At 40.5% G+C, this 9,925-nt stretch carries 9 protein-coding genes and 2 pseudogenes; all 11 read left to right on the forward strand.

All coding sequences use genetic code 11. The annotated features are described in order from the left end of the window. Window positions 1-98, forward strand: a pseudogene (locus RWP19_RS09180) (hydroxylamine reductase); the annotation flags it as partial. Window positions 99-534: 436 nt separating this feature from the next. Then, window positions 535-1,197, forward strand: coding sequence for an L-serine ammonia-lyase, iron-sulfur-dependent subunit beta (sdaAB, locus tag RWP19_RS09185; protein WP_314357412.1), 663 nt, complete (start codon window positions 535-537; stop codon window positions 1,195-1,197). Between the two features lie 11 nt (window positions 1,198-1,208). Continuing rightward, window positions 1,209-2,081, forward strand: a complete 873-nt coding sequence (gene sdaAA / locus RWP19_RS09190; protein ID WP_005385447.1) for an L-serine ammonia-lyase, iron-sulfur-dependent, subunit alpha — start codon at window positions 1,209-1,211, stop codon at window positions 2,079-2,081. A 68-nt stretch (window positions 2,082-2,149) separates the two neighbouring features. Next, entirely contained in the window at window positions 2,150-3,568 is a 1,419-nt protein-coding gene (locus RWP19_RS09195; RefSeq protein WP_155086576.1) for a CCA tRNA nucleotidyltransferase, read from the forward strand. After that, window positions 3,568-5,535: a penicillin-binding transpeptidase domain-containing protein gene (locus RWP19_RS09200; RefSeq protein WP_314050895.1), complete on the forward strand. Its 1,968-nt coding sequence runs from the start codon at window positions 3,568-3,570 to the stop codon at window positions 5,533-5,535. The genes RWP19_RS09195 and RWP19_RS09200 overlap by 1 nt, the downstream gene beginning before the upstream one ends. Before the next feature lie 118 nt (window positions 5,536-5,653). After that, entirely contained in the window at window positions 5,654-6,481 is an 828-nt protein-coding gene (locus tag RWP19_RS09205) for a bifunctional 5,10-methylenetetrahydrofolate dehydrogenase/5,10-methenyltetrahydrofolate cyclohydrolase (RefSeq protein ID WP_314357413.1), read from the forward strand. Continuing rightward, window positions 6,474-6,815: a hydrogenase maturation nickel metallochaperone HypA gene (gene hypA, locus RWP19_RS09210; protein WP_005385455.1), complete on the forward strand. Its 342-nt coding sequence runs from the start codon at window positions 6,474-6,476 to the stop codon at window positions 6,813-6,815. The genes RWP19_RS09205 and hypA overlap by 8 nt, the downstream gene beginning before the upstream one ends. Window positions 6,816-6,830: 15 nt before the next feature. Continuing rightward, window positions 6,831-7,484 carry a hydrogenase nickel incorporation protein HypB gene (gene hypB / locus RWP19_RS09215; protein ID WP_005385456.1) on the forward strand — a complete coding sequence of 218 codons (654 nt, stop codon included), beginning with the start codon at window positions 6,831-6,833 and terminating at the stop codon, window positions 7,482-7,484. Then, window positions 7,481-8,896 (forward strand): hypothetical protein, encoded by a 1,416-nt coding sequence (locus tag RWP19_RS09220; protein ID WP_156720019.1) that lies wholly within the window; start codon window positions 7,481-7,483, stop codon window positions 8,894-8,896. Before hypB ends, RWP19_RS09220 begins: the two co-directional genes overlap by 4 nt. A gap of 28 nt (window positions 8,897-8,924) precedes the next feature. Next, window positions 8,925-9,389, forward strand: coding sequence for a BREX-3 system P-loop-containing protein BrxF (gene brxF, locus RWP19_RS09225; RefSeq protein WP_005379848.1), 465 nt, complete (start codon window positions 8,925-8,927; stop codon window positions 9,387-9,389). 74 nt (window positions 9,390-9,463) lie between these two features. Further along, window positions 9,464-9,625, forward strand: a pseudogene (locus tag RWP19_RS09230) (undecaprenyl-diphosphate phosphatase); the annotation flags it as partial. Window positions 9,626-9,925: the final 300 nt, after the last annotated feature.

Consider the following 9,925-nt stretch of genomic DNA (forward strand, 5'->3'; position numbering starts at 1 on the left):
AATTCTTCTCCAGCAATGTATTGAACATTTTGGTAGAAAAATTCCAATTACATCCTATTACAACTCCAGAAGCTGACATGAAAGCTATCTTGGGCTAATCGGATTTATTTACTTATTAACTACAGTCCTATTTCCCCTCTCTTTTATGATTTAGGACTGTTGTTATAAATAACGCATCTTAGGTTCTCCTAAGGTGCGTTTTTTACTATTTTTGTGAAAGATATCCGTTAGTGGCTGTATATTGATGGGGACCAGTTTTGTATCTACAACCTAGTTAAAAATGAAGGACTATACTTCTTTGCTCCTCGTGACCTGATGTCGTTGCATAAGTATAGTCCTTCCTTTTTATAACTGTAGATATGGAGGTGTCCCATCAATATACAAACTTTTAGAACAGCTTTTACAAGAGTGGTAGTCCTCTGTAGGCAAACAAATATGCCTCTAATGTGCATATAGACATTAATTAATATCGATTGTTATACTATAGGTAAAGTAAGATTTTCTCACATTATTTATGTGTATATAGAGGCGTGTATGAATAGTATTTTTGATATTATAGGGCCTGTCATGATTGGCCCGTCTAGTTCGCATACAGCTGGTGCTGCGCGGCTAGGTAAGATGGCGCGGTGCATATTCCGTTCCACACCTAAAAAGGTAGATTTAACCTTATATGGCTCTTTTGCTAAGACTTATAAAGGCCATGGTACAGACCGTACCTTGATTGGGGGCTTATTAGGTTTTAAAGAGGATGATACGAATATTCGTGTTGCTCATAAATTAGCTGAAAAAGAGGGCATGGAGTATAACTTTATCGAGTCTCCTCTTGATGTAGGTCATCCTAATGTAGTTCGTTTTGATATGTACGATGAACATAATCGTCATATGACGGTGATTGGTCGATCTCTTGGTGGCGGTCAAATTATGATTACCGAAGTAGATGGCAATGATATGTCTATTACTGGCGATGAGTTTACTCTTGTTGTATTCCATGAAGATAGACCTGGCGCCATCTCTTTGGTGAGCCAAGCATTGAGTGAGTCTGATATTAATATCGCTACCATGCGCGTGTTTCGGAAGGGGAAGCACAAGGATGCAGTGATGGTCATTACTACCGATACAGTAGTAAATCCTATTACCGTTCAGTTTATGCGCGAGTGTCCAGGCATTCAAGATGTGATGACCTTTGAAGCGTTATAGGAGGGCGAATGATGAGTTATGCATACGATACAATTGCAGATATTATTCGCTTAGCTGAGGAAAATAACATTTCCTTTGGCGAAGTAGTGCTGCGTTATGAATTAGAAAATTATGACCGCAGTGAAGAAGCGGTTATTCGTGAAATAGAGCATCGTTTAGACATCTTTGAAGGTTCTATTCAAGATGGTATAGACTATGCAGAAAAAACAGCGTCTGGTATGTCCGGTGGCCAGGCGGCACAGCTTAATGGACAAACACCAAGATTTATGAGTGATATTGCGTACAAGGCTATGACCTATGCTATTGCTGTTAATGAAGCAAATGCAAAGATGTTCCGCATTGTTGCGTGCCCTACGGCTGGATCTTGTGGTGTTATGCCTGGTGCGGTGAAAGCAGTAGCGGACCATTACAAGCTAGATAGAGCAACTATGGTAAAGGGCTTCTTGGCTGCCTCTGGCATTGGCAATGTCGTAGCGAATCGCGCTTGTGTGGCCGGTGCCGTTGGCGGATGCCAAGCAGAAATTGGTACGGCCGCTTGTATGGCTGCCGGTGCCATTGTAGAAATGATGGGTGGTACGCCTCGTCAAGTAGGACATGCTATTGCATTGTGCATGAAAAACTTATTGGGCCTTGCCTGTGATCCAGTAGCAGGGCTTGTAGAGGTACCGTGCGTTAAACGTAATGGTTTCTATGCAGTTCATGCCATTACTGCATCTGAATTGGCGTTGATGAATATTGAAAGTCAAATTCCACCAGATGAAGTTATTGAAGCGATGAATAATATTGGTCGCGCTATGCCAGCCGCATTGCGTGAAACAAGTGATGGTGGCCTTGCGGTAACACCGACAGGTACAGCTATTGCAGAACGAGTGCAATCCTTATAGGATTGCACTTTTTTCATGCTTTCATTTGTAGTAAAATAAAGGTTAGACTAGTTCAGAAAGGAGTGTGCATGATGGAACAAGCCAATCGAATATTGACTGTATTAGAAGAAGCAGGTTATGAAGCCTATATCATTGGCGGAGCAGTGCGCGATATTTTAATGCATCAAAAGCCTCATGATTTCGATATTGTGACGTCTGCACGTCCCGATACGGTCATTGATGTTCTCCGCAGTCATGATATTCAAACCACAGACCTTGTGGGCAAATCCTTTGGTGTTGTGGTGGCAACATTAGAAGGTAAGCAGTATGAAATCGCTACGTATAGAACAGAGCGATATGGAGCGGATAGTCATCGGCCCGAAGAAATAGCCTATGCCGATACCTTAGAGGAAGATGTACTACGCCGTGACTTCACGGTTAATGGCATGGCTATGAACCGCTATGGTGAGGTCATAGACTTAGTAGGGGGACGCCGAGATATCAAGCATAAAACATTGCGCACTATCGGCGATCCGCAGAAACGTTTTGAAGAGGATGCATTGCGATTATTTAGAGCCTGTCGCTTTGTAGCGAAGCTAGATTTTTTACCAAGTAAAGATTTATTAGAGGCCATGCCAAAGGCCTTTCATCGTGTGCCTGGGTTATCTCTCGAGAGAGTTCGTAGTGAACTGGACCGACTCATGTTAGAGCCCGCTGTGGCTAAGGGCCTTGATGTATTAGTACAATCTCGCTTGGCCGAGTGCTCTTGTCGCGTTGTAGAAAATGGCGTCGCTCGTGAAGTGCCTATTTTACCAGAGCTATACCATCTTGTGAATTTACCACAAGAAAAAGACTTTCACGAATTTGATGGTTGGTATCATACATTAGCCGTTGTATCTCATACAGAACCAGATTTAACATTACGTTGGGGTGCACTGTTACACGATGTAGCAAAGGGGATGCCGGCAGTACGAGCTGTTATTAACGGACGTTTAACGGATCGTGGCCATGATACATTAGGGGCTGAAATGACAGAAACATTACTTACTCGTTTAGGTTACCCTAAGAGTTTTGTGCGCCGTGTAGCTTGGATTGTAAAAAATCATATGCGCTTTCACTATTTTGTACAAAATGGAGAAGCTAATGAGAAAAAGTGGATCCGTAAAGAGGCTCGCAGCGGTGAGTTTCGAGATAGTCAAATTATGCGAATTGCATGGGAACAATTATCTAAGGTTTGTGCTGCCGATGTATTAGGCTGTGGGAAGCCTTATGCATCGACTGATGGCACCTTAGCCTTTGGTGAATGTATGGCAGATCTTAGCCTAGAGATGCCTATCCATACAAAGGATTTAAATTATGACGAACGAGTTATTAAGCTTGCAGGGAAAAAAGTGGGGGAAGGATTGCAGTATTTATTAGGTCAGGTACAAAATGGGGTGATTCCCAATGAACCAGATGCATTATATGATGCATTAGACCATAAGTTACGCCGTCCAGTGGAGAAATGATGAAGTTATTAAATAAAGCGTTATTACGCATGAGTGATTGGAGTCGCACTACGTGGTGCCTTGCCATACTCATGACCGTTGCCTTCGTCCTTATCGGGCGTTTAGCACAGTTACAGGTCTTTGATACCTTTGACCTAGAGAAGAAAAACTTATTACAAGTTCAAGTAGATAGAAAATTACAATCGCCGCGTGGTACAATCTATGACCGTAATGGCAAGCCTTTGGCGATGAGTGTAGTTACAAAATCTTTATATGCGGATCCAAAGATGATTAAACAGTCTCCTCAAGAGATTGCGGATCTCATCTCACCGTATGTAACGATGTCAAAAGAGAATATTGTGAAAGCTTTGCAAGAGGATACCGCCTTTGTCTGGTTGAATCGTATGATGGATGCAGATAAATCAAAAGGGGTACAACAAGTTATTAAGGATAATAATATTGCAGGCCTTAATTTCGTTGAAGAATCTAAGCGCTATTATCCAAATGGTGTCTTAGCGGCACAAGTATTAGGCTTTGTCGGTACTGATGATAAAGGTCTTGATGGTCTAGAAATGGTTCTTGATGACGAATTAAAGGGGGGCGTACAACAAGAAATTGTAGCTACTGATAATAAAGGGAATGCCATCTTTGGTTCCGTACTATCTAAATTTTTACCAGATAAGGGTAAAAGTGTAACCTTAACCATCGATGCAACAATTCAATTTATTGCAGAACGCGCTCTTGATAAGGCGATGGTTGATACAGGAGCTAAGCATGCCAGCGTTATCGTTATGGATCCAAAGAACGGTGAAATATTAGCGATGGCCAATCGTCCAAGTTACGATCCTAATAACTACAACCAAAGTGGTGAAGAGGCTTTCAAAAATATTGCGGTTACCAATTTATATGAACCAGGCTCTACATTCAAACCTATCATTGCATCTGCAGCTCTTGCAGCAGGCAAATGGAAGTTAGACACTGTGTATAACGATAAAGGGGCCTTCGCTGCCAATGGACATATCATTAGAAACTGGAATGGTGAGGGATATGGTCCTGTTCGTTTGCTAGATATTTTGAAGTACTCTCTTAATACTGGTATGGCTGAAATTGGTACATTAACAGGTGCAGATATTCTCTCGAAATATGTACGTGATTATGGCTTTGGCTCTGAAACAGGTATTGAATTACCTGGTGAAGGTGAAGGTATCTTATATAATCCGGATGATATGAGTAAGCTAGACGTTGCGACTATGTCTATTGGTCAAGGTATTGCGGTTACACCATTACAAATGGTTCGCGCTTTTGGTGCCCTTGCTAATGGCGGTGCTATGATGAAACCGCATATTATCAAGTCCTATAGTAATTCTCAAGGGGATGTGACAAGTACGACAGAAACATCTGTTGTAGGCCAACCAGTTCCTGCGGAAACTGTTAAAACCATCGTAGATATTCTAGAAAAAGAAGTATCTGAAGGTGGCGGTACAAAAGCGATGGTAGAAGGCTATCACTTTGCTGGTAAAACTGGTACGGCGCAAAAACTAGATACCAAACATGGCGGTTATCTCGACGGACAATACATTGCGTCCTTTATTGGCTTTGGCCCTGTAGAGGATCCAAAATTTGTAGTTCTTGTCGTTATTGATGACCCACAAAAGGGTTCTTATTATGGTAGTCAAATTGTAGCCCCTGTATTTAAGGACATCGTATCTCAACTTGTACGGTATTACCAAATGAGTCCGTATGTTAAAGAAAGTACACCAGTAGCTGTTAAAGCTGCTAATACATTACCTGAACCAAAACCGGGAAGTGATGGTTCTGTTACATTGCCTAACTTTACTGGTTTTACCTATGGTGAAGTGCGTGATTGGTTACATAAGGCGGGACTTGCCTTTAAACCGGATGGAACTGGTACGGCTACATCTCAAGATGAAAGTAGCGGTACAACTGTTCAGGCTGGTACAGCAATTACTGTTCATTTCCGTAGATAAAACGAATTCGGTCATAATTAGAAATTATAGACAGTTCGTTATATAATAGAATAAGAGACTTAGGTGCCTCTCCGGAGGCGCCTTATTTTATAGATAGTTTAAATGAATGGAGATACTTATGATCGAATTACGCGGTAAAGCAGTAGCAGATGCTCACAAGGCGATTTTACAAGAAAAAGTTGCAGCAGTAGGCGACTCTGTAATTACTATGGCAGTATTACTCGTTGGTGAGGACCATGGGGCTCATATGTATGCTACATTTATGGAAAAGACAGCCAAGAACTTTGGCTATGGCTTTGTATTAAAGCAATTACCTGAAACGGCTACACAGGATGAAGTGGTGGCAGCATTGCAAGAATTAAATAATGATGCGGCTGTTCATGGAATTTTACCGTTAATGCCGATGCCTAAACACATTGATACAGAGGCTCTTATCGATATGCTAGATCCTAAAAAAGATATCGATGGTTTAACTACGTATAATATTGGCCTTGTAACTGCAGGCAAAGGGGGCTTTGCCCCTTGTACTGCTAAGGCGTGCATGGCAATTTTAAACCACTACGATCTTCCTGTAGAGGGGAAACATGTGGTAGTAATCGGTCGTAGCCAAGTGATTGGTAAGCCTGTAGCTCTTATGACACTTGGTGCACATGGTACTGTTACAATGTGTCATTCTAGAACCCCTGATTTGGCAGAACAAGTAAAACGTGGCGATATCGTTATTGCTGCAGCTGGTCGTGCGCATATGATTACAGCAGATATGATTAAGCCAGGTGCTGTTGTTATCGATGTAGGCATTAATGAACTAGAAGGTAAGACGGTAGGCGATGTTGATTATGAAGCGGTAAAAGATATTGCATCAGCTATTACGCCTGTACCTGGTGGTGTAGGCTCTGTAACGACTACAATGATGCTTGAAGCTGTATATGAGGCATACCATGCATGAGATGTCTATAGCAGAAGGTATACTTGATGTGGCCCTTGATACATTGCGCCAACACGATGCATCTGTGATTCATTCCGTTCAACTCGATTTGGGTCTTATGAGTGGCGTGGAACCAGATTCCCTTCTTTTTTGTTGGGAAGCGGTTACAAAGGGGACCGCAGCAGAAGGTTCTCGTATAGAAATTAACACCATTCCTATTGAAGGAAAGTGCTTGGATTGTGATAAAACATTTCCGGTAGAAAATTATAAGTTTATCTGTCCCTATTGTGACAGTCATTTCGTACAAACCATTGGTGGCCGCGAACTACAAGTGACCTCCATGGATATCGATTGATAGAAAGGTTAGGACATGCAAGTTCAAGTTAAAACTAATGTATTGGCAAAAAATGATGCCATTGCAGAGTCCTTACAACAGTTGTTTAAGGAAAAAAATATTTTTGTATTTAATCTATTAGGTTCTCCAGGGGCTGGTAAAACATCTCTATTAGAGGCAACTTTACATGATTTGAAAAAAGATTACCGCCTTGCTGTTATTGAAGGTGATTTATTTACTGCTAAGGATGCGGAACGGATTCATGAATTAGGCGTTCCTGTTATTCAAATCAATACAGTGGGAGGTTGCCATCTTGATGCACAAATGATTCAAGATGCACTAGGTGATTTAAATCTTGATGAACTGGATATGATCATTATCGAGAATGTAGGTAACCTTGTATGCCCTGCAGAATTTGAGATTGGTGAAAGCATGAAGGTAACTGTATTATCTGTTACTGAAGGTGAGGATAAGCCTCTTAAATACCCATTAATCTTTAAAGAGTCAAAGGCTATCCTCATTAATAAGATAGATTTATTGCCTTATGTACCTTTCAAAAAAGATAAGGCCATACAAGATATACGTAATTTGAATCCAACAGGAGAGATTTTTGAAGTAAGTTGCACGGCCCATAATGGACTTGAGCCATGGTTGACATGGTTGCGTGCACAATTGGAGAGTAATCGATGAATCATTCTATTAAGAGCCGTATCGTAGCGGCACTTCTAGTAGGCTTATCTGCTACATCGGTAGGGTATGCAGCAGAGCCGGCTATTTCGACTGTGAAACAAACTGCGGTGGAATCTACAGAGAATGCAAATGATGTTGCACATACGGATGATAAGACAACTGTAGAAGCAGCGGGAACTGATGCGGCTGAGTCTGTTGCGTATATAGATAATGCACCGATTAAAGCTGTTAAAATCGATACAAAGACAAAAAAGGAAAGCACTAAAACAGGATGGCTAGCTGAACAAATGGCAGTTACCGAGTTTGGTGATTCCATACAGTTTTGGCAAGCAGCTAGCGAAAATGAAGGTCCATTGCCTAGCGTAACGCAAAATAACTTGGCTGATATTGGTAAGTCTTATACGGCTAATAATTTGCCAGCTTTAGGGTCTGAAGATGATTATGCTATTGATGGGTATCGCTTAGGAGATCAGTTTGTAGCGCCTAAAGATGTAGAAAAAACAGTGGTTCGTGATAACTTTACGACGTACTATATGAAAGACTTGGAGGTGACCGTTTACACGGGACCTGCTCAAGAGCGTTTAGTAAATAATCAATTGCGCGGTCAAGGTGCTACTTATTTCTTTGAACCGAATACTATTACTAATATTCATAGTACGAAAAAAGGCGTCCACACTGTACGCGATATTGGTGTTGGTAGCACGCGCATGGAATTGGTATTTGCCTATGGTAGCCCTATTGCGATGTGGCGTGATTTGAAAAATGAAAGTTATATCTTCCTATATGAAGGTCATTCCGAAAATTCATGGTCTCGAAAAAAGGAATTTAATAGCTCGATAGAGAATACAAATAATAATAGCCAACAACAATCTATGCTAGGACAACAGAAAGAATATATTGCTTTCACCATCAAACAAAGCAATGTAGAGGCTGTTGATATGATTAGTGGTCAAGTATGGCCAAGATTTGGATTGCCTAAAGCTCCAGTATATGATTTTCAAGCAGGTAAATTGACTGCTGATGATTTTGTGTTGCGTGGCTATAAATTAAATGATTATTTTGTTAATGATCCCAATAATGATTGGAAACATCAAGGTATGTTGTTTGGGTCCACATTTATTGGATATAACGAATATGGCGTGAGTGTTGATAAAAAAAATCTCATCAATCGTGTTCTATTAAATATTTACACGCCTACTCGTCGCGGTATTGCGATGGGGGATACTAAATACTTATTGCTCTTTGTATATGGTATGCCTACTCGTATTGTTGAATCTACAACAAATGCGGGCACATCTACTGTATATGAATATAAAAATCCAGCGGCAAGCGACTCATATTTACAGTTTGCCCTAGATGATAAAAACCAATATATCAAATCCGTTATGTTATCTGACCGTCCAGTTAAGTAGGAACGGTTACAGCGAGGAGGCAAGGGATATGGTTACAGTTCAAGATGTAAGAGAACGTTGGGAACAAATTCAAGGTGATGATGAACGTATATTGTTTATCGTTGGTGGTCCTGGTTCTGGTAAAAGTTTGTTAATTCGTGAATTATCTGAACAAAAAGGTTGGAAGTACTTAGAGGCAAAACAACTTATTGAAGAAGAGTTTTTATTAGTACCTCGTGATGAAAGACCACAACTTGCAGAAGAAGTAATTCGTCGTGCATTAAGTCGCAGTGATACAGAAGTTGTTCTTATCGATGGTATTAATGTATTGTTTGCACCGATATTAAATTTAAATCCTCTTGAACTATTAAAGACTATTAGTAAAACATATCCGATTGTTGTAGGTTGGCGTGGTCATCTCGAAGGTGATCAATTGTACTTAGAACACAATAATGATCCAAAACATGCGGTAGTGACAATCACTAAACCTGATCGTGTTATGGTTATTGATTAATAGAGTTATATTGATTGTTGAGGGCATTATATATTGCCATGAGTTATGACCGCATATAAAAGGCAGGTGATATCATGGACCAATATGTAATTGCCCTCATTTTAGGTGTTATAGAAGGTATAACAGAATGTATTCCTGTATCTAGTACAGGGCATATGATTATTATTGGGCATATGCTTAATTTTGAAGGTGCCCATGCCGATGTGTTTGAAGTGTTCATTCAAATTGGTACTATCGGATAATAGTGGCTATATTAGCAATTATCTATCTTTATCTATGATTGCCAATGAGGAAAAAATGAAGTTTAAAAAGTTTAGAAAAAATACTTGCATAGGGTATCGTTTCATGTTATTATGATTAAGCACTAAGGGATACCGCAGTGAACGAAAAAACTTCAAAAAAGTTTTTAAAAAGTTCTTGACACTTAGTGAGGCGGATGATAAAATACATCTTGTCGTAATGATGCTGGCGTAGCTCAATTGGTAGAGCAGCTGACTTGTAATCAGCAGGTTGTGGGTTCAATTCCTATCGCCAGC

Origin of the sequence: uncultured Veillonella sp., from assembly GCF_963522475.1 — a bacterium.
Taxonomy (GTDB): Bacteria; Bacillota; Negativicutes; order Veillonellales; family Veillonellaceae; genus Veillonella.